Annotated in this window: 16 protein-coding genes; 7 read left to right on the top strand and 9 right to left on the bottom strand. The window is 37.1% G+C overall.

The features are described from left to right. Positions 1-22: 22 nt before the first annotated feature. The 3 genes from NDQ75_RS15795 to NDQ75_RS15785 all read right to left on the bottom strand — a co-directional run bounded on the left by NDQ75_RS15795 (position 23) and on the right by NDQ75_RS15785 (position 8,013). Complete coding sequence (locus NDQ75_RS15795) at positions 23-2,476, bottom strand: TonB-dependent receptor (RefSeq protein ID WP_202029767.1); 2,454 nt, start codon at positions 2,474-2,476, stop codon at positions 23-25. Between the two features lie 819 nt (positions 2,477-3,295). Continuing rightward, positions 3,296-4,288, bottom strand: coding sequence for a UDP-glucuronic acid decarboxylase family protein (locus tag NDQ75_RS15790; protein WP_202029766.1), 993 nt, complete (start codon positions 4,286-4,288; stop codon positions 3,296-3,298). 245 nt (positions 4,289-4,533) lie between these two features. Continuing rightward, a complete protein-coding gene (locus NDQ75_RS15785) occupies positions 4,534-8,013 on the bottom strand; it encodes a methylmalonyl-CoA mutase family protein (RefSeq protein ID WP_202029765.1) in 3,480 nt (1,159 codons plus the stop codon). 212 nt (positions 8,014-8,225) lie between these two features. On the opposite strand from NDQ75_RS15785, the gene purU reads away from it, so the two are divergent. The 3 genes from purU to NDQ75_RS15770 all read left to right on the top strand — a co-directional run bounded on the left by purU (position 8,226) and on the right by NDQ75_RS15770 (position 9,782). Next, entirely contained in the window at positions 8,226-9,080 is an 855-nt protein-coding gene (gene purU / locus NDQ75_RS15780; RefSeq protein ID WP_202029764.1) for a formyltetrahydrofolate deformylase, read from the top strand. Positions 9,081-9,254: 174 nt separating this feature from the next. Continuing rightward, a complete protein-coding gene (locus NDQ75_RS15775) occupies positions 9,255-9,473 on the top strand; it encodes a hypothetical protein (protein ID WP_202029763.1) in 219 nt (72 codons plus the stop codon). Positions 9,474-9,476: 3 nt separating this feature from the next. Further along, positions 9,477-9,782 carry a type II toxin-antitoxin system RelE/ParE family toxin gene (locus NDQ75_RS15770; RefSeq protein ID WP_202029762.1) on the top strand — a complete coding sequence of 102 codons (306 nt, stop codon included), beginning with the start codon at positions 9,477-9,479 and terminating at the stop codon, positions 9,780-9,782. A gap of 359 nt (positions 9,783-10,141) precedes the next feature. Here NDQ75_RS15770 and NDQ75_RS15765 read toward each other — a convergent pair whose 3' ends face one another. The 3 genes from NDQ75_RS15765 to prfA all read right to left on the bottom strand — a co-directional run bounded on the left by NDQ75_RS15765 (position 10,142) and on the right by prfA (position 13,002). Next, positions 10,142-10,927 carry an ABC transporter substrate-binding protein gene (locus tag NDQ75_RS15765; protein ID WP_202029761.1) on the bottom strand — a complete coding sequence of 262 codons (786 nt, stop codon included), beginning with the start codon at positions 10,925-10,927 and terminating at the stop codon, positions 10,142-10,144. A gap of 11 nt (positions 10,928-10,938) precedes the next feature. Further along, the gene (gene pyrF, locus NDQ75_RS15760; protein WP_202029760.1) at positions 10,939-11,748 is read right to left on the bottom strand and encodes an orotidine-5'-phosphate decarboxylase; all 810 of its coding nucleotides are present in this window, start codon (positions 11,746-11,748) and stop codon (positions 10,939-10,941) included. A gap of 177 nt (positions 11,749-11,925) precedes the next feature. Continuing rightward, positions 11,926-13,002 (bottom strand): peptide chain release factor 1, encoded by a 1,077-nt coding sequence (gene prfA, locus NDQ75_RS15755; RefSeq protein ID WP_202029759.1) that lies wholly within the window; start codon positions 13,000-13,002, stop codon positions 11,926-11,928. Between the two features lie 410 nt (positions 13,003-13,412). On the opposite strand from prfA, the gene NDQ75_RS15750 reads away from it, so the two are divergent. Next, positions 13,413-14,063 (top strand): ATP-binding cassette domain-containing protein, encoded by a 651-nt coding sequence (locus tag NDQ75_RS15750; protein WP_202029758.1) that lies wholly within the window; start codon positions 13,413-13,415, stop codon positions 14,061-14,063. Between the two features lie 112 nt (positions 14,064-14,175). Here NDQ75_RS15750 and NDQ75_RS15745 read toward each other — a convergent pair whose 3' ends face one another. Both NDQ75_RS15745 and NDQ75_RS15740 read right to left on the bottom strand, forming a co-directional pair. Further along, entirely contained in the window at positions 14,176-15,777 is a 1,602-nt protein-coding gene (locus NDQ75_RS15745; protein ID WP_202029757.1) for a M56 family metallopeptidase, read from the bottom strand. Continuing rightward, on the bottom strand, positions 15,777-16,136 hold the full coding sequence (locus tag NDQ75_RS15740; RefSeq protein ID WP_202029756.1) for a BlaI/MecI/CopY family transcriptional regulator: 360 nt from the start codon (positions 16,134-16,136) through the stop codon (positions 15,777-15,779). Before NDQ75_RS15740 ends, NDQ75_RS15745 begins: the two co-directional genes overlap by 1 nt. A gap of 142 nt (positions 16,137-16,278) precedes the next feature. Between NDQ75_RS15740 and NDQ75_RS15735 the strand changes: the two genes are divergently transcribed. After that, positions 16,279-17,211 carry a calcium/sodium antiporter gene (locus NDQ75_RS15735; protein ID WP_202029755.1) on the top strand — a complete coding sequence of 311 codons (933 nt, stop codon included), beginning with the start codon at positions 16,279-16,281 and terminating at the stop codon, positions 17,209-17,211. Between the two features lie 76 nt (positions 17,212-17,287). On the opposite strand, the gene NDQ75_RS15730 is transcribed toward NDQ75_RS15735, so the two are convergent. Next, positions 17,288-18,310 carry a glutamine synthetase beta-grasp domain-containing protein gene (locus NDQ75_RS15730; RefSeq protein WP_202029754.1) on the bottom strand — a complete coding sequence of 341 codons (1,023 nt, stop codon included), beginning with the start codon at positions 18,308-18,310 and terminating at the stop codon, positions 17,288-17,290. A gap of 283 nt (positions 18,311-18,593) precedes the next feature. On the opposite strand from NDQ75_RS15730, the gene NDQ75_RS15725 reads away from it, so the two are divergent. Then, on the top strand, positions 18,594-20,780 hold the full coding sequence (locus NDQ75_RS15725; protein ID WP_202029753.1) for a glutamine synthetase III family protein: 2,187 nt from the start codon (positions 18,594-18,596) through the stop codon (positions 20,778-20,780). Positions 20,781-21,079: 299 nt separating this feature from the next. Then, on the top strand, positions 21,080-22,258 hold the full coding sequence (locus NDQ75_RS15720) for an AIR synthase related protein (protein ID WP_202029752.1): 1,179 nt from the start codon (positions 21,080-21,082) through the stop codon (positions 22,256-22,258). Positions 22,259-22,287: the final 29 nt, after the last annotated feature.

The raw sequence follows: 22,287 nt of genomic DNA, 5'->3' as shown, positions 1-22,287 counted from the left end.
CACCCTTGTTCGTTTAGGTGTCTTAGTTTTCAGTTTTTTCTATGTACTTCAGCTCAAAATCATTGGGGTCAACTTCTTCGAGCGATTTTTTATAGTAAAAATCAATCATCTGAAGTTCCAAATATACCTTAATTTTCTCAATATCACCTGTTTCCATAAATATTTTATAGGCTTTATTCGCTTTATCGTCTTTAAACTCTGCTAGAAGCTCATCAGGGTTGAGAACATCGTTTATGGAGTTATAGGCATAAATTTCCCCTTCCATCCAACGGTGCCCTACCATTTTCTGCTGCCGTGCCAATAGTTCCTTTTGTTGCAATTGATAATCGGCAAGCAGGGTTTGTTCTTCCGTAGTTAAATTATTTAAATCTTTTCCGTGCAAAGCATGGGCGTCCAAGTCAACTTTTAATCCTACAAAACCTTTTTCCAATTGATAATCGATTCTTCTCATATCGCGTTTCAGTTTGTTAATGGTTTGGAAAATTAATGCATCATACATTTTTAGGAAATCATTAAAGCTGTACAGTTCATCCAAAAAAGCAATTGCATGTTCTTTGTAAGGTTCTGCTTTTTCTTGATCGCGCACCGTTTCAAATAATAGGTTGAGTTCCTTCTGTTCCGATACCGGAATATTTTCAAACTGACCGCTATTCCGTACATTATTCAACTGATCGGTAACTTCCGTCAAGGTTCCGCTGTACGTTACTTCGCGGTGCCTAAATCGCACACTCGGTTCGTTGTAAATAGGGTCGCGCTCGCGGCGGTTTAGGTTCAGTTTAAAATTATCAAAGGCGTAAGAGTATGTCAGCGTAGCGGTAAAATCATTGGCGCTTTGGGTAGGATTATTCCTGAAAAGCGAAAGGAAATTCAGACTAAAATTATGTTTTTCCATATACACATAACTGCCGCCCAGCCGAATGTTGTAAACACTCCCCTGCCGCTCTCCATTACTATAAGTGGCGTTGTAGGAACTGGAAAGATTGGTGCGCAGTTTCTTATCAAAAAAAAGTTTTCCTACAGCTACGGTTGGGCCCCAGGTAAGGGATTTATCGACGCCCACTGTGTTGTAAGAAGCATTTCCCGCAAAAGAAACATTCATCCCCACAGGCACATAACCAATAGTGTAGCCCGCCGCCGCGTTATAAAAAGCATTTTCCCCACCTTCTACAGTTTCCCCTTGCTGTTGGTTTACTGAATTTTGATACACCATATTTAAGTTGATGGATTTATTTTTTTCTTCGGAAGCCAATAAAGTGTAGTTGGCACCTAAATTGGCATTTTGCGACACCTGACGGTAATTTAAGGTATCGAGGTTTTCAAATTCTGAAACCTGATTGATGTAATCGAACTGGTCTCGAATATTGGTGTACGATTGAAAATTGGAATACGAACCGTTTAAAGCCAGTTTTTCGGAATGTGTATAGTTTAAATTTACAGACCCTACAATACGCTGAAGCTCCGAGCTCTTCTGTTTATCTAAATTATCCCTTTGAAAACCGGTATTTACCGCCACATTCAATTTATCGTTAAACACAGTTTGGCTGGCATTTATGGTAATGTTTTCCAAATCGTTATTAAAATAATAGGCGCCTAAAGTTTTGTAATCTGGCTCGATACGTTCGTAAGCCACCCCTACGGAACCATTTCCAGCGGGATAATCGAAACTGGCGTTGAGGGCGGAATAATATTCGGTACTTATGTTTTCATTCAGCAGAAAAGAAAGCAATCCCTTTTCCCCACGCTCATCGGTTAATCGGGTATCTTCCGTAACGCCAGAAATCGCATATTCCACCCGAAAATTCCCCCGATCAAACAATTGCACATTGGTTTCCACACTTACCACGGTATTTTCTTTCGGACTCAATTCAAGGTCGGCAGGAAAAGGAACCGATAATGAGTTTTTATCATCTTTTGCATGGAAGTATATAAGTCCGACTTTAAATTTTTCAAAATCGTAGGAAGCTTTAGCACCATAGCCCATTCTTTTATACGCAACAACTCCTTGTTCTGCAATAGAATCGTATTCCGTTGCTCTTAAAAATCTTCCGTACAAAGCACTTATTTGAAAATTCTTATCCGGCGGGGAAAGTTCCACACCACCCCCGGTAAATTGATGGCCACTAACCGTGTAGGGCGAAAATGTCATGGCAACATCGCCAATATGTGCGGTTATCCATTTATAGGAAGGATGCAAACTGAGCCTGTTAAAATTAAACGGATTGGGAAAATCGAAATCTTGATTGGAATAAGTAAACGAAAGCGGTATGTTATACACCCCAGCGATGTTAAAATTAAGGTTTCCGTTAAGAAAGTAAGTAAATGGTTGCCTATTGGACGTCCCAGAATAATACACCCCATTAGCAGAAATACCGCCATTATAGCGCACCAATTTGGCTTTACCCAATTGATCTAAATTAATGCTTTGTCCGTAGCAAATACTCGAAAACAAGCATAATAAGAGTAGTATTCTTAACAAGTTTAATTTATTTAGGGGCCGTAAATATATAGATTTTTACTAATTATTTGTTAAAATAACGGATTTTTTCTACGAATTGCACTGTTAATTATTAACCATAACGTTATAGACTATGCTCCTTAAATATTCACCCTAAAAACTTTGTAAGTCTTACCAAAAACACTTCTCTAGGTACTTCCTTATTTTCTACTGAAATAATAAACTAATACTGTAAATCTTTATTCTGAAGCCGTCTCTTGTTATTTAGGTAATGTCAAGTATTATTAGAGCGATGTCAAATATTATTGGAGCGATGTTATTTATTATAAAGATGTCGTAAAGTATTATTAGAACGATGTCAAGTATTATATTAATGCCGTCATTTATTATTTAGGTGATATCAAGTATTATACTGTTGATGTCGTTTGTTATTGGAACGCTGTCAAGTATTATACTAGTGATGTCCTTTATTATTAGAGTACTGTCAAGTATTATTCTGCTAACGTCAAGTATTATTCAGCCGATGTAAAATAGTATTAGAGCAATGTCATTTATTACTCAAGTGATGCGAATTAGTATTAAAGGCAGGTACAGTAAAAAGGAAGACATCAGAACATTAATGATCCCGTGAAGAAACACGACCACAAAGTCATGTCGATCGAAAGGAGACATCCCATCAATTATGAAGATAAGTAGAACCACGACTTACAAGTCATGTCCACCAAAACAAGAATATACAATTAAAAATGATGAAGGATTTGGCTAGAGATTGGCAACTCTTTTCTCATAGCCACGTGCACAGTACTTTTAACTTCTCAACCTTTAACTTTTAACTTAGACTCACCTCTTATTGCGGTCGCTAAAGTCGCGGTGTTCTTTTTTGTAAAGCTCGTCTTCCGGAAGATTTTTAAAATAGGAATAAGTGCGCATCATCCCTTCGCTTCGGGAAACTTTGGGTTCCCATCCTAGAATTTCTTTAGCCTTGGTAATATCGGGACGACGTTGCAGCGGATCGTCTTGCGGCAGGGGTTTGTACACTATTTTTTGGTCAGTACCCGTTAATTTTACAATTTCTTCCGCAAAATCTTTAATTGAGATTTCCGTTGGGTTTCCAATATTAACAGGCTCGTTGTAATCGCTCATTAACAATCGGTAAATACCTTCTACTTGATCGTCCACATAGCAGAAAGAGCGCGTTTGGCTTCCATCACCGAAAACCGTTAAGTCCTCTCCCCGTAGCGCCTGACCAATAAAAGCTGGAATTACACGACCATCGTTTAAACGCATTCTTGGTCCGTACGTATTAAAAATACGGGCAATACGAGTATCCAAATCATGAAACCTATGATACGCCATAGTAATAGATTCCATAAAACGTTTGGCTTCATCATAAACTCCTCTTGGCCCCACCGGACTTACATTTCCGTAGTATTCTTCCGTTTGCGGATGCACCAAAGGATCTCCATAAACTTCCGAAGTAGAAGCCACTAAAATGCGTGCTTTTTTGTCTTTTGCCAACCCCAAGAGATTGTGTGTTCCCAAAGCACCCACTTTTAAAGTTTGTATGGGGATTTTTAAGTAATCTATCGGACTCGCGGGTGAAGCGAAATGCAAGATATAATCCAATGGGCCAGAGACATCCACGTATTTTGTAACATCGTGATGAATAAATTCAAAGTTCTCATTACTTCGCAAATGTTCGATGTTCTTTAAATCGCCAGTAATCAGGTTATCCATCGCGATAACATACATACCTTCATTTATAAATCGGTCACATAAGTGTGATCCTAAAAATCCAGCAGCCCCAGTGATTAAAATACGCTTCTTCTCCAATGTAATACGTTTAGTGAGCGAAGATACTTGAAAAATTGCAAGATTGAAAGGGTTAAAGATGGAAGGATTTAAAGATTAAAAGATTGAATGAGTTAAAGATTGAAAAAGTTAAAGGTTGAATGAGTTAATGAGATAAGGAGTTAAGGATTTAAAGGATCATTTATCAATATACACCCTTAACTTATTACCTTTTTAACTTATACCTATTCCCTTTTAACTTTTAACTCTTAACTTTTAACTTTCACTTACATATTCCTCCTATACTGACCTCCTACTTCAAACAACGCTTTGGTAATTTGCCCGAGGGAGCACACTTTCGTGGCTTCCATTAAAGCTTCAAATACGTTTTTATTCTGAATAGCAGCCTCTTGTACCTCTTCAATTGCTTCTGCAGCTTCTTCTTTATACACCTTGTGGAGTTTTTCCAACGTTGCTATTTGCAGTTGTTTTTCAGTTTCCGTAGCTCGAATTACTTCCGAAGGAATAACCGTTGGAGAACCTTTACTGCTCAAGAATGTATTTACACCGATAATTGGGTACTCCCCTGTATGTTTTAAGGTTTCGTAATGCAAGCTTTCTTCCTGAATTTTAGAACGTTGATACATAGTTTCCATAGCGCCAAGCACACCACCACGCTCCGTTATTCTATCAAATTCGGTTAAAACAGCCTCTTCTACCAGGTCGGTTAATTCTTCAATAATAAAACTTCCTTGAATAGGATTTTCATTCTTGGCCAAGCCTAATTCTTTATTGATAATAAGCTGAATGGCCATGGCGCGACGTACAGAATCTTCCGTAGGTGTTGTAATCGCCTCGTCGTAAGCATTGGTGTGGAGCGAGTTACAATTATCGTAAATGGCGTACAGTGCCTGAAGGGTTGTTCTAATGTCGTTGAAGTCAATTTCCTGGGCATGCAACGACCTTCCTGAGGTTTGTATGTGGTATTTCAACATTTGCGAGCGAGCATCGGCACCGTATTTTTCTTTCATGGCTTTTGCCCAAATTTTACGTGCCACCCTACCGATTACTGCATATTCTGGATCGACGCCGTTGGAAAAGAAGAAGGAAAGGTTCGGCCCAAATTTATTGATATCCATTCCCCGACTTAAATAATACTCCACGTAGGTGAACCCGTTAGCAAGGGTAAACGCCAATTGTGTAATTGGATTGGCACCTGCTTCGGCGATATGATACCCAGAAATAGAAACTGAATAGAAATTACGCACACCATTCTCAATAAAATACTCCTGAACATCTCCCATTAGGCGCAAGGCAAACTCCGTAGAGAAAATACAAGTATTCTGGGCTTGGTCTTCTTTTAAAATATCTGCTTGCACCGTTCCACGCACTTGAGCAATGGTTTTATTCTTTATCTCTTCATATACTTCTTTCGGTAAAACCATATCTCCGGTAACCCCGAGCAGCATTAGTCCGAGTCCGTCATTACCTTCTGGAAGACCTTCTTCTTCCGCGCCTTCCGCTCGAGAAAAACTATTGTATTTTGGTCTTTCGCTATTTTTTTTATGATAAATAGCATCGATTTTAGCATTTACCTCCTCTTCGAGTCCGTTTTCCTTAATATAAATCTCACATTGCTGATCGATAGCGGCATTCATAAAAAAGCCTAACAACATGGGCGCCGGCCCATTGATGGTCATACTTACCGAGGTCATTGCATCGGCAAGATTGAAACCGGAATATAATTTTTTCGCATCATCCAAACAACAAATGGAAACCCCTGCATTCCCAATCTTTCCGTAGATATCGGGACGATGGTCGGGATCATTTCCGTAAAGGGTCACCGAATCAAAAGCAGTGGATAACCGCTTAGCGGGCATTCCCAAACTAACGTAATGAAAACGCCTGTTGGTACGCTCAGGACCACCTTCGCCAGCAAACATTCTAGTTGGGTCTTCGCCAGTTCTTTTAAACGGATACAAGCCCGATGTAAATGGAAATTCGCCCGGCACATTTTCCTGTAAAACCCAACGGAGGATATCGCCCCAAGCTTTGTATTTTGGCAGCGCCACTTTCGGAATTTGCGAATGCGAAAGCGATTCTGTATGAGTTTCTATTTTTATTTCTTTGTTTCGGACTTTAAATGAATAAATGGGCGCTTTGTACTTTTCTACTTTTTCTTCCCAATTTAGGATTGTTTCCCAGTGGTGTGGGTCTAAATTGAGTTTCACTCGATCAAATTCAGCTAACAAAAGCTTCACAAAATCTTTATTTTCTGAAGTAGATGATAAATCCTCCTGATCTATTCCATGTTTGGAAAGACTTAGCGTAGCATCCGTAACACTGCAAAGTGTTTGATAAATTCCGTAAAGTTTTTGGGCTACTTCTACCTGCGTTTCTACCTTTTGATCGTAATTTCTATTGTTTTCAGCAATTTCTGAGAGATATCTGGTTCGGTTAGGCGGAATTACATAGACTTTTTCGCTCATTTCCGAAGAAATCTCGAAACTTGATTCAAGCGGAGCATTGGTTTTTTCCCCAATTACTTTCATCACTTCTTTGTAAAGCGTATTCATTCCAGGGTCGTTAAACTGGGCCGCAATGGTTCCAAAGACAGGCAAATCATCTACATTTGCTTCCCACAAACCATGATTGCGCTGGTATTGTTTTTTCACATCGCGAAGCGCATCCAACGCACCGCGTTTGTCAAATTTGTTTATCGCTACCATGTCAGCAAAATCCAGCATATCGATTTTTTCCAATTGGGTAGCTGCACCAAATTCTGGTGTCATTACATAGAGTGAAACATCCGAATGGTCTAAAATCTCGGTATCGCTTTGCCCAATTCCCGAGGTTTCTAAAATAATTAAATCGTATTTAGCGGCTTTTAAAACTTCAACCGCTTCTGCCACGTGTTTGGATAACGCCAAGTTAGATTGTCTTGTCGCCAAGCTTCGCATGTACACCCGCGGATTGTTAATCGCGTTCATTCGAATTCTGTCACCCAACAAAGCACCACCCGTTTTCCTTTTGGAAGGATCAACAGAAATAATTCCTATGGTTTTATCTTCAAAATCGTTGAGGAAACGGCGTACCAACTCATCAACCAAGCTACTTTTTCCAGAACCTCCAGTACCCGTGATTCCCAGCACTGGTGTAGCCCCTTCCGAACTTTTCGATGTGGATGAATTTTTAACTTTATCGAACTCTTTCAGAAACTCATCATGGTTATTTTCAGCTAAAGAAATTAGCCTTGCAATAACGTTCACATTTTTTTCCTGTAAAGCCTCCTGTAATTCTTTTCCCTTCGGAAGGGTTAGTGGCAGGCCTGCATAATCTGAATTTTCCACCAAATGATTAATCATCCCCTGAAGTCCCATTTCCCTGCCATCATCGGGAGAATAAATCTTGGAAACACCATATTCCATAAGTTCTTTAATCTCTTCCGGAAGGATTACACCGCCTCCGCCACCAAAAATCTTGATGTTGGAAGCACCGCGTTCTACCAAAAGGTCGTGCATGTACTTAAAATACTCGTTATGTCCGCCCTGATAGGAAGTAAGCGCTATGGCATTGGCATCTTCCTGAATGGCAGTATCTACCACTTCTTCCACACTTCGATCATGCCCAAGGTGGATTACCTCCACACCAGTGGATTGAATAATGCGGCGCATGATGTTTATAGTAGCGTCGTGCCCATCGAAAAGGGAAGCGGCGGTTACAATGCGAATTTTGTTCTTAGGTATATATGATTCTATTTGTTTCATTGGTGAAATGTATCTTTTTATGACGTCTGCAATTTACAGAATTTGCAAAATAAAGGCGATTGTTTTTGGAATAAGTTAATAAACAGTTGAATTTCAACTTGAATTTAAATTAACCGCAATTCTTTTAAAATAAATGGCTGCTTTTTTAAAACCTATTATTTTTGAAGGGAAAGAAAAGCTTAGCACGAAAGCAACCAAAAACAAACCAGATTATGGGGAAAATCACCATTTTAATTCACTGCAAAGATACTTCGGGCATTATTGCTGCCGTTACCAACTTCATCCATAAAAATGGAGGTAACATTGTTTATATCGATCAGCATGTGGATCGGCAAAATGAAACGTTTTTTATGCGTAGTGAAAGTGAATTTGATCCAAAAAACTTTCAGCTTGAGCTATTTAAGAATGAGTTTGAACGCATTATTGCTGAAAAATATGAAATGGAATGGCAACTGTACACGGATGATTACAAGCCTAAAATGGCGCTTTTCGTTTCTAAATACGACCATTGTTTGTATGATATCCTAGGAAGGTATAACGCTGGTGAACTTCGTGTTGAAATTCCTTTTATAATTAGCAATCACCCCGATTTAAAACATATCGCTGATAGCTTCAACATTCCTTTTTATCATATCCCCGTTACGAAAGACAGTAAAGAGATAGCTGAAAAAGAACAGTTAGCACTTTTGAAGAAATTTGGGGTCGATTTTATTGTACTGGCTAGGTACATGCAAATTGTTTCCGAAAAACTGATTCAGAAGTACCAAAACAAAATTATAAATATCCATCACTCGTTTTTGCCAGCATTTGTGGGTGCAAAACCGTATCATTCCGCTTACAAAAGAGGCGTGAAAATTATTGGTGCTACCAGTCATTATGTAACCGAAGAACTGGATGCCGGACCCATAATTGAACAAGATGTTGCTCGCGTTACCCATGCGCACTCCATTGAAGATTTGGTAATGAAAGGCCGGGACTTGGAAAAAATAGTTCTGGCAAGGGGCATAAAACTTCACATAGACCGTAAAACCATGGTTTTTAATAATAAAACAATTATTTTCAGTTAAAACACGGGCTTCTATTTAGAATGTAGTCTTATTTGGCCTTTGGTTCAAGGTTCAAAATTGTAAGAACCTTGCAGGAAGTACAGGTGGACTTGTAGAATCTAGAGAAAAGGTCCGTCAAAGGCCTTTCTAAAAAACAAACGTAATTTTTCGTAAATTTGTGCAAAAGATTGTAAAATGGACATTCAAGCTACAAAACTGGAATTACTGAAAATCATTTTGGAGAATGAAAACAGGGAATTCATCCAACGTCTAGCCGAATTTATAAAAAAGGAGGAAAGTGATTTTTGGAATGAGCTGAGTTTGTCTGAACAAGAGGAAATTAAAAAGGGAATCAATGAACTTGATAACAACAAAAGAGTTTCTTATGAATCTTTTTTAAAGAAGATTTCATAGAAAGTGAAAGTATTTCTATCTGAACTTGCCGAAAAAAAACTTCTAAATCTTTCGGAATATCTATTGGAAAACTGGGGTTTGAAAACAAGGAATGACTTCATTTCAAAACTGACTGAAAAGATTCAGCAAATAACTAATCAACCCGAAAGTTGCCCTAAATCATCTGAAATCGAAAATCTTTATAAATGTGTAGTAACTAAGCAGACTACATTTTACTACAGAATTAAATTAGAAGAACAAGAAATCGAAATCATCACCATATTCGACACAAGACAGAACCCCAATAAACTAAAAAGGGACATTGATTAACAAATATCGCTTTCCCATATATTAGCTCGATCATTTCTAAAAGCCCCTCAGTTAGACATGCTTGTTATGCATTCTGGACGACCATTGTTTGTCATCTTAAAACTGCCCAACATCCCAACAAAAGAAAAATTCTCATCAACTTAATAGTTTGGTAATTCCTGCTTAACACACTTTTTTTGTTTATGTAGCATCTTTGTAATGAGTTTAGTTTGTTAATATTCAAAATAAGAATGTAACGCTTATTGTTTTTTAATTAATTGAACAGCAAGAGTTTCATACTTGAATACGTTTGAGTTAGCAGTTAGTTAGTTTAGAAAAACCGGTTTGAGGAAGCCGGTTTTTTTTATTAATGAAACTCTCTATAAAATTCCATGCAATCCTTCAAAATAAGAAAAAGCAGCTTGTAATCGTGAACCGTACCAGGAGAAATATTCACCGTCGACCAACACAATTTTTACCTCTGGAAGTTCTTTTTTAATTTCTGATATATGTTTTTCCTTAAACGGAAACGGTTCCGAAGAAAGAAAAATATAATCTAAATCAGTGATTTTCTTTAGTTCTGAAAGCTTAACCTCCGGGTATCTTTGCCTATTGGAAAACACATTTTCAAACCGGTTTAGCTCCAGCAAATGATTGATAAATGTATTTCCACCGGCGACCATCCACGGTTTACGCCAAATAAAATAGGCTACTTTTTTTACGGAATTACTTCTTATTGACTCCTGAAAACGTTCCCTTTCCTGCTGAATACTTAAAGCTATTTTTTCCGCAGAAGTGTCCACTGAAAAAAGTTTTCCATATTGATGAATAAGCGTGATAGCATCTTCCACAGAAAAAATATCAGATACGTGCACAGGCGCAATTTCCTGTGAGGTTTCCACAATTTCTTTGGTGTTTTCCTCTTTGTTGCAAAGAATAATATCTGGGTTTAGAGACTTTATGAGCTCATATTTAACATCTTTCGTCCCGCCAACAATAGCTATCTTTTTCTTTATGTGTTCAGGATGTACACAAAATTTGGTAACGCCCACTAAACTTTTTTCGAGTCCCAAATCACAAAGTAACTCGGTCTGGGAAGGCACCAAAGAAATGATTCTTTTTGGAGTCGATTTTAAATGGATATGTCGCCCGATTTGGTCAATCAATACGCTTCTATTTAGAGAAATTCAGCCATTTGCTGTTGCATTTCTTTTGCTTTTTCAGCTGCTTTTTCATCAAAGTCCTTTTCCGAAGAAGCATAGATAATTCCGCGTGAAGAATTAATTAGGAGTCCTATATCCTTTGTCATTCCATATTTACAAACATCTTCCAAGCTGCCACCTTGCGCACCAACACCAGGCACCAATAAAAAGCTTTCAGGAACAATATTTCTAATCTCCTTTAAATATTCGGCTTTGGTGGCTCCTACAACATACATTAAATTCTCAGAATTTTTATAGGATTTAGAAGTTTCCAACACTTTTTGATAAACCGGCACACCGTCCACTTCCAAAGTTTGGAAATCGAAAGCCCCAGGATTGGAAGTTAGGGCCAATAAAATTGTATGCTTGTTTGTAAACTCCAGAAATGGCTCTACGGAATCTTTCCCCATGTAGGGCGCAATAGTAACCGAATCGAAATTCATATCATTGAAAAATGCTTCGGCATACCTTGTAGAAGTGTTGCCTATATCTCCACGTTTGGCATCAGCAATCGTAAAGATTTCTGGATGCTTTTCATTAAGATAATCAATTGTTTTCTTAAGTGATTCCCAACCCTTTAAACCATACGCTTCGTAAAAAGCAATATTCGGTTTATAGGCCACCGTCAAATGATGCGTGGCATCGATAATGGCTTTATTAAACGCAAAAATAGGGTCTTCTTCCTTCAGCAAATGTGATGGGATTTTTTCCAAATCGGTATCCAATCCTATGCAAAGAAATGATTTTTTATTCCTTATTTGTTGTACAAGTTCGTTTGTGGTCATTTTTATGTTTGCTCTTAAATAAAAAGAAAGTATTTTAAATTCAAAATGTCACCCTGAGCCTGTCGAAGGGCATATTAAATCTAAAATACTTCGACAAGCTCAGTATGACACTTCGGTAATGTATAAAAGCCTATTTGACTTTAAAAATCTTTATTCAAAAAACCTATAACCCAAAAACTACATCGTTTCACTAGCTTCTTTAAGCTTTTCGGTATTTTCGGTCATTTTAAGTTCTTCGATGATTTTGTCGATGTCACCGTTTACAATGTTAGACAAATCATAAAGCGTTAGTCCTATTCTATGATCGGTAACACGACCCTGTGGATAGTTGTAGGTTCTAATCTTCGCACTCCTATCCCCACTGGAAACCATACTTTTTCTTCGTGCCGAATCTTCTTCCTGCTTTTTAGCCAATTCACGCTCATACAAACGGGAACGCAACACTTTAATGGCTTTTTCTAAGTTTTTATGCTGTGATTTTTCATCTTGGCAACGCACTTCTATTCCGGTTGGCAAGTGTTGCAGTTGAATAGCCGAATAGGTAGTGTTCACCGACTGCCCTCCAGGTCCGGTAGATGTAGTACGGATAATTTTTACATCACCCATATCCAACTCAACATCAAATTCTTCTGCTTCTGGCAATACCATTACAGTGGCGGCAGAAGTATGGACACGTCCTTGGGTTTCCGTTTGTGGTACTCGTTGTACCCGGTGAACTCCAGATTCAAACTTCATGGTTCCATAAACGTCCACACCATTTACTTCAAAAATAATTTCTTTGTAGCCACCGGAAGTTCCTTCGTTATAATCTACCACATTCACCTTCCAACCCCTGCCTTCGCAATATTTGGTGTACATACGGTGTAGGTCTCCAGCAAAAATACTTGCCTCGTCCCCACCCGTTCCTGCACGGATTTCCATCATCACGTTTTTGGCATCTTCGGGATCTTTTGGAATAAGCATAAATTTTATTTCTTCTTCCAAACTTGGCAGTTTCTCCTTGGCTTCATCCAACTGCATTTTGGCCATTTCTACCATTTCTGCATCGCTGCCATCTTCAATTATCTCTTCTGCCTCTTCAATATTATCAAGTACTTCCTTATAAACTTCACGTTTATCTACTAGCTGTTTAAGCTCTTTGTATTCCTTGTTCAATTGCACATAACGCTTTTGGTCGGCAATAATATCCGGTTGGATGATTAAATCCGACACCTCATCAAAACGTTGTTTAACAATGTTTAATTTATCTAACATATTCCATTTCTAATTCGATTGACAAATTTACGATTATTTTTGAGGTTATTACAGTTAGATAATTGTTCCGTTAAAATTTTCCTTTTTCCAATCAATTCTATTTTAAAAAACCATACATTTATATAGATGCGAACGCTACTCTTAATTTTAAATTTTTATAAAAGCTACTTTCTAATTGCTGTTTTAATAGAATTGGTTCTATTGTTCATGAGTTTTCCGCTACCTACCATTTTACTAACTAAAATCGTTTTTTTTAGCGTCTTATTTTTTACTTACTCCAAAGTTGGTAATGACAATAGATTTACATTTTATCACAACCTATCTGTCTCAACATCTAAATTGTTCATCGGAGTTTTATTCGTAGATTTTATAATCAATATTGTAATTTATTCATTTTTGAAGCCTCTATTTTGAAGTTAGAAATCGACAATATCGAACTGTACTATTCCGATAAGAAAATTTTATCTGGAGTTTACTTTGAAAATGAAATTGGTAAAGTTACTGGAGTTTTAGGAAGAAATGGTTGTGGAAAAAGTAGTCTTTTAAAGATTATCTTCGGAAGTCTAAAACCTAAATATAAGTTACTTCGTTTAGATAAAAAACCAATATTAAAACCATTCTACAAAACTGGTTTAGTCACCTATTTACCTCAACACTCGCTGCTTCCCAAAAATTTAAAACTAAAGGATGCTTTATTTATGATGAGCGTGTCTTGGAATGATTTTGTTGAAGTTTTTCCAAGTTTTGAATCTTATAAAGAAATGAACCCGAAAGAGATATCAGGTGGTGAATTAAGGGTCATCGAAACTTATATTGTTATTAAATCATCAGCGAAATTCATTTTGCTTGACGAGCCCTTCTCCCATATTGCTCCGTTGTTCATTGAAAAAATTATAAAACTAATTAAAGAAGAAAGTCCGAGAAAAGGAATTATTATTACCGATCATCTCCATGAACATGTAATTGAATTATGCGATGAACTATATCTACTAAAAAACGGGCATACAAAACTTATAACAAGCCGAAATGGATTGGTTTCTGAACATTATTTGGTTAGTTAAAAACCGCCCAAGTTTTTATTTGGGCAGTTTGTCGTAATTGTTTTAAGTTAAGACTTCTCAAAATAGCCGCACCAAGTATGACTTTAGAAGAATAGTTAAAGAAAGAAAATTATCACTTTCTAAGTTCTACTATCACTACTCCGTTTTTCCCTTTAGCACCATACAAACTAACTGCTTGCTCGTTTTTTAAAACACTTACGGATTTTACTTTGTCGTATTCGATAGACTTTACAAACTCAGCTGATTTTTCTTCCCCATCTACTATATACAACGCATGCTCCAAAGAACCTTCATCACTCAATAAATTACCTAAGCTTTTATCTTTTTGGTCATGAACTCCAACACTTAATCCCCATTTTTTCAAAGAAATCTCAATAACTCCATCCTTAGCTTTTTCCCCATATTTTTCGATGGCATTTTCACCCTTATATACATTCACATTTGAAATACTATTTAGATCAATTGCGTTTACATCAAAATCGGCTGGCATTACTTTTCCATTCACCACATACAACACGTTTTTAAGTGACTCCTGCACATTTCCGTTTTTATCAACACTTCTAAACTTTAAAGATTTGTCTTTTTGCTTTTCTTGACTGTCTTCATTTTTCAACAATAATTCATTTCCCGTTTTTAATGTGATTTCTATAAGTCCGTTTTTAGCCTTTTCCCCATATTTGGCAATGGCAATTTCTCCTTTGGATACATTCATCGTAGCAATCGTCTCTGGATCAATTGCATCAAGATCAAAGTCAGATGGCATTACAACGCCATCTATGACTACAAGCGGATTATCTGAAAAAGTAGAATCCTGAACTATTTCAGTTTTCTGTAAATTCTCCTGAATTTTGAATTTGGTCTCCGTTTTAAAGCTAAACAACATCATAAATCCTGCTAGCAAAGGAAATATTAACGCATATTTCCAAATGTTCTTCTTCTGTGATTTTTGTTTTTGTAACATAACGATTCGATTTTTGATTAATGAATTATAAAATGGATTGGCAATGGAATATGGCACTCCACTTACCGTCTCCAACAATAAATATTGGTATTTTTTAATTTCTTGAGTGCTTTCTACGGTAGTCCTGTCCGCCAGAAATTCTAAGTTTTGTGTTAGCAGCTTTTTATAACTCCATGTTAACGGATTAAACCAAAAAAGCACACTAAAAAGCTCAACGAAAATAACATCCAAAGAATGCACTTGCTTTGCATGTACTTTTTCGTGAGCAATAATAGTTTGTAAATCTTCTTCTGAATGTTTTTTGGGATTGTAAACGATGTAATTGAAAAAGGAAAACGGACTTATCTTCTCATTGATTAAAATGTGAATGTTATTCTCTTTTCTACGGAAGCTTCCTCTTTTAATCAATTTAAACAAAGAACTTAGTTGAAAAATAAGCTTACCCATTAAAAAGAGTACACCCAACAAGTAAATTCCGAACAGCAATTTAACCATCAGCAAACCATAATCTATGGATTCTACTGGAACAACATTATTTGAACTCTCTCCAACCATTTCGCTCGCAGAAACCTCTACCGTTATTACATTTTTAAAATATATCAAAGGCAATAAAATAGAAACGAGCATCCCAACATTTAAAAACCATCGATTCGCGATGAAGAACGTTTCTTTTGATAATAGAATCCGGTAAACACCCCAAAAAATAGCAAGAACTAGGGATGATTTTAAACAATAAATTAAAAATGATTCCATTACTTTTTATTTTCAATTTGATTGATGATTTCTTTCAAATCTTCCACGCTAATCTTTTCTTCTTCAGCAAAAAAAGAAACCAAACCCTTGTAAGAATTGTTAAAATAATCTTCAATAGCATTGGTAAAAAACCTTTTTCGATACGCTTCTTTTTCAACTATAGGATAATATTGATGCGTGTTCCCAAAGGCTTTATGCGCCACATAACCCTTTTCTTCTAAATTACGCACAATAGTAGACAGCGTATTGTAATGTGGCTTTTCTCCATCTATTTCAGCTTGCACTTCTTTCACAAAAGCTTTTTTTAGCTTCCATAAAATCTTCATAACCTCTTCTTCTTTATTGGTGAGTTTTTGCATAAAACGTAGCAATTTAAAATCTTATCCACCAAACATATAACTATATTTTTAGTTTTACAACTATTTTTATAGTTATTTAACTAAAAATATAGTTTTTATCGACCATTTCTATTGATTACGTATCTTTATACAAACCTAATTCATGAATTTACTTTTTATTTCCCTAGGCCTTACACTTTTGATATTGGGAGGCAATTGGCTTTTAAAATCTGCTGTCGGACTTTCGTTAAAACTAAATATTCCAAAAATTGTAATTGGGATGACGGTGGTCTCTTTAGCTACTTCTGCACCAGAACTTATTGTAAGTATAAAATCAGCCTTAATTGGTTTCCCCGATTTGGCCATGGGAAATGTAATTGGCTCCAATGTTGCAAATTTAGGTTTGGTACTTGCCGCAACTATCTCCTTATCGGCTATTGAAGTTGAAAAGAGTTTTTATAAAACTGATTGGCCCGTAATGATGATTGCCTCTATAATGCTTTTTGGCTTTATTTATTTTGATAGCACATTACAACGCTACGAAGGGGCAATACTTTTTATTATGTTAACTTTATTCTTGATATACTTACTTAAATTTCAGAAAAAAGCAGTAGTAGAAGAGAAACACGAAGAAACCGAAATTCCCTTATATAAAATTGTATTATTCCTTGCACTTGGAGGGGTTGCGCTCTGGGGCGGATCTGAATTACTAATAAATGGTGCTGTCGGGATGGCAGAAACTTACGGTGTTAGCAAACGTGTAATTGCGGTAACTATAGTTTCTGTTGGAACCAGTATTCCAGAATTGGCTGCATCAATAATTGCTGTGCTAAAAAAAGAAAAAGCAATTTCATTGGGTAATTTAATTGGCTCTAACATGTTCAATATTTTAGCCGTTTTAGGAATCACCGCCATGATAAAACCTATAAAAATTAATGATCCTGGATTGCTAGACAATGATATTTTATGGATGCTAGGCATTTCTTTTTTAATCTTGCCTCTTGTTTTTATTCCCAAAGGGCTTCGCTTAGGTTGGCGAGACGGGATTATTCTGCTTATTCTTTATGGCGTTTTTGTTGCCACTACTTTAGCATAAAAAAAATCGCCTGAAAAATTTCAGACGATTTTTTATTAATGAAAAATGTGTAGTATTTCGGGGAAATACTAAAAAATTAAGCTACTACAGTTTCATCTACTGTTTTTACAGTTTGAATGATTCTTGCAGCTACTTTGTATGGATCTGCGTTAGAAGCAGGACGTCTGTCTTCCAACCATCCTTTGTATCCTTTTTCTACTGTAATAATTGGAATACGGATAGAAGCCCCTCTATCTGAAACACCATAGCTAAAATCGTTGATTGAAGCTGTTTCGTGCTTACCTGTAAGACGCTCATCGTTAAACTCACCGTAAACAGCAATGTGTTCTTTAGTTACAGGTCTAAATGCTTCACAAACTTTATCGTAAACCTCTTTAGAACCACAAGTTCTCAACAATGTGTTAGAGAAGTTTGCGTGCATACCAGAACCATTCCAATCACCTTTTACTGGTTTTGGGTGGTACTCAATATAGTAACCGTACTCTTCACAAAGTCTATCTAGTAAATAACGTGCAACCCAAATTTCATCACCAGCTTTTTTACCTCCTTTTGCAAAAACTTGGAATTCCCACTGTCCACAAGCAACCTCTTGGTTAATACCTTCAAAGTTGATACCTGCTTCAATACATAAATCTGCATGTCTCTCAACTACTTCTCTTCCGTGTGTGTTTAAACCACCTACAGAACAGTAGTAAAGACCTTGAGGTCCAGGATATCCTCCAACAGGGAAACCTAAAGGAAGTTGTGTTTTAGTATCCATTATGAAATATTCCTGCTCAAAACCGAACCAGAAATCATCATTCTCATCATCAATTGTAGCTCTTGAGTTAGTTTCATGTGCCGTTCCATCAGCATTCAAAACCTCTGCCATTACCAAATATCCGTTTTTACGTGCTGGATCTGGATAAATAGCAACTGGCTTTAAAAGACAATCGGAAGAACCTCCTTCTGCTTGTTTAGTTGAAGAACCGTCGAAAGACCAAATAGGGCAATCTTCCAATTTTCCACTAAAATCATCTTCAACTTTAGTTTTACTTCTCATGTTTTGGGTAGGATAATAACCATCCAACCAAATGTACTCAAGTTTAGCCTTACTCATTTTTAATAAATTTTAATTAATTGAACTTTACTCGTAGGCAAAAATATGTTTTTTTAATATTGCTGCCGAAAATTACAGGGGTGTTTTTGAAAAATACACTCCATTTTTATTAATACCCTATTTTTGCATGGGGTATTTTCTTTTTTGTATAAATATTCAGAAATTTGTTAATAATAATTTAATATTTATTTCATTTAAATATACCCATTTTAATTCTGATAACGGAAATTTGTTATCGCTCAAACATTTAGGCTATTAAAACAACTTTTTTATAACGAGGACTATGTCAACAATACGGTTTAAGGCTATTGAAAAATCTTTCGAAAGGAAACCACTCCCCATCGAAGCTGGTGTGAAACGATCTGAAATCTATGGCGCCAATGTTTTTAATGAACAGGTGATGCGCCAAGTAATGTCTAAAGAGGCATTCAATAGTGTTATTTCGGCCATCGAAGGCGGTGTGAAAATCGATAGAAAACTGGCAGATGAGATTGCAGCTGCCATGAAAAATTGGGCCATGACCAAAGGCGCAACACATTATACACACTGGTTCCAACCTTTAACCGGAGCAACTGCAGAAAAGCACGATTCGTTTTTTGAGCCTATAAATAATTCGCAAGCGGTAGAAAAATTTGGAGGAAGTCAACTCGTTCAACAAGAACCCGATGCTTCCAGCTTTCCGCATGGCGGAATTAGAAACACTTTTGAAGCACGTGGCTACACCGCTTGGGACCCTACCTCTCCCGCTTTTGTTTATGGGACTACACTTTGTATACCTACCGTATTTGTATCGTATACTGGAGAAGCTTTAGACAACAAAGCTCCTTTATTAAGGGCATTACAAGCCATTGACAATGCCGCTACAGAGGTTGCGCGATATTTTGATAAAAGTGTTACCAAGGTAAATGCTACATTGGGTTGGGAGCAGGAATATTTTTTAATTGATAAAGCCTTGGCATTCTCTCGCCCCGATATTGTTTTGGCCGGAAGAACATTGCTCGGCCATTCGCCAGCCAAAGGTCAGCAGTTGGACGATCACTACTTCGGCTCGATTCCAGATAGGGTACTTAGCTTTATGAGAGACCTTGAAAATGATTGTGTTAAATTGGGTATTCCTGTTAAAACAAGGCATAACGAAGTGGCACCCAACCAATTTGAGCTGGCGCCGCTTTTTGAAGAGGCTAATTTAGCCGTTGACCATAATTCATTATTAATGGATTTAATGGATAAAACAGCCGACAAACATAACTTTAAAGTGCTTTTTCACGAAAAACCGTTTGTAGGCGTTAACGGCTCAGGGAAACACAACAACTGGTCTTTGGCGACCAACAATGGCACCAATTTATTAAGCCCAGGGACTACGCCTACCAAAAACCTTCAGTTTTTAACGTTCTTCATCAACACCATTAAAGCGGTGCACGACAACGAAGAATTAATAAGAGCATCTGTAGCTTCTGCAACCAACGACCACCGATTAGGCTCTAACGAGGCGCCTCCGGCTATTGTTTCCGTTTTCATTGGTTCGCAACTTACCAAAGTATTGGACGAATTGGAAGATGTTTCCAAAGGAAAACTTTCACCTCAAGAAAAAACGGACCTAAAACTGAATGTAGTTGGTAAAATTCCTGAAATTTTATTGGATAATACCGATAGAAATCGAACTTCCTGTTTTGCCTTTACCGGAAATAAATTTGAATTAAGGGCTGTAGGTTCCAAATCCAATTGCGCTAGACCAATGACCGTGCTAAATACCATTGTTGCAAAACAACTAATGGAGTTTAAAAAAGAAGTGGACACACTCATTGAAAAAAAGAAGTTAAAAAAGGATGAAGCTATTTTTAATGTTTTAAGGGAATACATCAAAGCTTCCAAAAAAATACGTTTTGAAGGAGATGGATATAGCGAGGCTTGGGTGAAAGAAGCTCAAAAAAGAGGATTAAGCAACAGCAAATCCACTCCAGAAGCATTAAAAGCGGCCATTTCAAAAAAGGCTATTGACCTTTACGAGGAAATGAAAGTGATGAATTCCGTAGAAATAAAAGCTCGCCACGAAATTGAACTGGAAGAATACGCACATAAAGTTCAAATTGAAGGAAGGGTTTTAGGTGATATTGCTAGAAATCATGTAATCCCGACCGCCATTCGGTACCAAAATACGCTTATTGAAAATGTAAAAGGACTAAAAGAGGTCTTCGGAAATGATTTTAAAAAGCTTGCTCCGGAGCAATTGGATCTTATTGAAGAAATTTCAAACCATATTTCTGAAATAAATTCCAAAGTGAATTTTATGATTGAAGAAAGGAAAAACGCCAACAAATTGGAAAAAGCGCAATTAAAAGCAGAAGCGTATTGCGAAAAGGTGCTTCCCTATTTTGAACAAATACGTTACCATTGTGATAAATTGGAGCTACTGGTAGACGATACACTTTGGCCTTTAACAAAATACAGAGAACTATTGTTTACCAAATAACCGAAGACATTAAACAGGCTTACCAACTGATTATCAGTTTGTCCGACATAAACCAACATTGGTCGAAAAGAATTAATCACCCCTTAATTAAGGGGGATTTCCCTGTTCGAACCGCAGTAAGTTTTTATATATTTGGAATGCTATTAATCAATTTAATGAAGTGATTTTTACACGGAAAGTTTTTTGAAGCTTTTGTATTTATCACTTTAGAAGGAAATAACCAACCTTCAAAAAATCGGGCACACAAACAAAAGTTTGTGTGCTTTTTATTTATGGCTATTTTTGCAAAAACAATTTTCATGAGTTCAGAAATCAGCAAAAGGTATTCGCAAAGAGGGGTTTCCGCGTCAAAAGAAGACGTTCACAACGCCATAAAAAATGTAGACAAAGGATTGTTCCCTAAAGCCTTTTGTAAGATTGTTCCCGATTACCTTACTGGTAGCGAGGATCATTGCATTATTATGCATGCCGACGGAGCGGGCACAAAATCCTCTCTAGCCTACATGTATTGGAAAGAAACTGGGGATATTTCTGTTTGGAAAGGTATCGCTCAAGATGCTTTAATCATGAATATTGATGATTTGTTATGTGTTGGGGCAACCCAAAACATTATGCTTTCTTCTACCATCGGGAGAAATAAAAATTTAATTCCAGGGGAAGTTATTTCAGCCATCATCAACGGAACAGAAGAATTAATTACCGATCTGAAGAAGTTTGGAGTGGAAATTCATTCAACCGGTGGTGAAACTGCTGATGTTGGGGATTTGGTACGTACCATAATTGTAGATTCTACCGTAACCGCCCGTATGGAGCGTAAAAAGGTAATCGATAATTCCAATATACAACCGGGAAATGTAATCTTGGGGTTGGCGTCCTTTGGAAAAGCTACTTACGAAAGCGAATACAACGGTGGCATGGGCAGCAACGGACTTACATCGGCGCGCCACGATGTGTTCCATAAATATTTAGCTGAAAAGTATCCTGAAAGTTTTGACCACGCCGTACCGAATGATTTGGTGTATTCCGGAAATACGAAGCTTACCGATAAAGTTGAAAATTCACCTATCGACGCTGGAAAATTAGTGCTTTCCCCAACCCGAACCTATGCGCCTATTATTCAGGAAATTTTGAAAAAGTATTCTTCCGAAGAAATAAACGGAATGGTGCATTGCAGCGGAGGCGCACAAACTAAAATACTTCATTTTGTTGACGACGTTCACGTGATTAAAGACAATTTATTTGATGTTCCGCCGCTTTTCAAACTAATACAGGAGCAATCCAAAACCTCTTGGAAAGAAATGTACCAAGTATTTAACTGCGGACACCGAATGGAGCTTTATGTAAACGAAAGTATCGCAGAAGATATCATTGCCATCTCCAAATCTTTTGATGTGGATGCACAAATTATTGGACGCGTTGAAGCTTCGGAAACCAAAAAATTAACGATTTCCAGCGAATACGGAACGTTTGAGTATTAATGAAGTGATTTTAACTTTTTTGATTCTGG

The organism is Galbibacter mesophilus (genome assembly GCF_023721415.1).
Classification (GTDB): domain Bacteria; phylum Bacteroidota; class Bacteroidia; order Flavobacteriales; family Flavobacteriaceae; genus Galbibacter; species Galbibacter mesophilus.
Note: the sequence above shows the minus strand (reverse complement) of the source record. Positions and strands in the feature narration are given on the sequence as shown.

Coding starts and splice junctions, on each gene's coding strand:
- NDQ75_RS15785 (WP_202029765.1), bottom strand. CDS start 8,013: ATGAAACAAATAGAATCATATATACCTAAGAACAAAATTCGCATTGTA.
- purU (WP_202029764.1), top strand. CDS start 8,226: ATGGGGAAAATCACCATTTTAATTCACTGCAAAGATACTTCGGGCATT.
- NDQ75_RS15775 (WP_202029763.1), top strand. CDS start 9,255: ATGGACATTCAAGCTACAAAACTGGAATTACTGAAAATCATTTTGGAG.
- pyrF (WP_202029760.1), bottom strand. CDS start 11,748: ATGACCACAAACGAACTTGTACAACAAATAAGGAATAAAAAATCATTT.
- prfA (WP_202029759.1), bottom strand. CDS start 13,002: ATGTTAGATAAATTAAACATTGTTAAACAACGTTTTGATGAGGTGTCG.
- NDQ75_RS15745 (WP_202029757.1), bottom strand. CDS start 15,777: ATGGAATCATTTTTAATTTATTGTTTAAAATCATCCCTAGTTCTTGCT.
- NDQ75_RS15740 (WP_202029756.1), bottom strand. CDS start 16,136: ATGCAAAAACTCACCAATAAAGAAGAAGAGGTTATGAAGATTTTATGG.
- NDQ75_RS15735 (WP_202029755.1), top strand. CDS start 16,279: ATGAATTTACTTTTTATTTCCCTAGGCCTTACACTTTTGATATTGGGA.
- NDQ75_RS15730 (WP_202029754.1), bottom strand. CDS start 18,310: ATGAGTAAGGCTAAACTTGAGTACATTTGGTTGGATGGTTATTATCCT.
- NDQ75_RS15725 (WP_202029753.1), top strand. CDS start 18,594: ATGTCAACAATACGGTTTAAGGCTATTGAAAAATCTTTCGAAAGGAAA.
- NDQ75_RS15720 (WP_202029752.1), top strand. CDS start 21,080: ATGAGTTCAGAAATCAGCAAAAGGTATTCGCAAAGAGGGGTTTCCGCG.